Genomic DNA, 232 nt, shown 5'->3' on the forward strand with positions numbered 1-232 from the left:
GGTTGGATCAATTAGTGGGGCACATTTGAATCCAGCTTTAACGATAGGATTAGCATTTAAGGGAGCGTTCCCATGGAGTGACGTACCTGGTTATATCGCAGCACAAATGATTGGGGCAATTATCGGGGCAGTTATCGTATATTTACATTACTTACCACATTGGAAAGAAACAGAAGATCCAGGAACAAAGTTAGGCGTATTTGCAACAGGTCCAGCAATTCCGAACACATTT

The 232-nt window shown here is 42.2% G+C and carries 1 pseudogene; it reads left to right on the plus strand.

From position 1 onward, the window contains the following. Nucleotides 1-232, plus strand: a pseudogene (gene glpF / locus MR083_RS27370) (glycerol uptake facilitator protein GlpF); the annotation flags it as partial.

Origin of the sequence: Bacillus cereus group sp. BfR-BA-01408 (assembly GCF_022663305.1) — a bacterium.
Classification (GTDB): Bacteria; Bacillota; Bacilli; order Bacillales; family Bacillaceae_G; genus Bacillus_A; species Bacillus_A pacificus.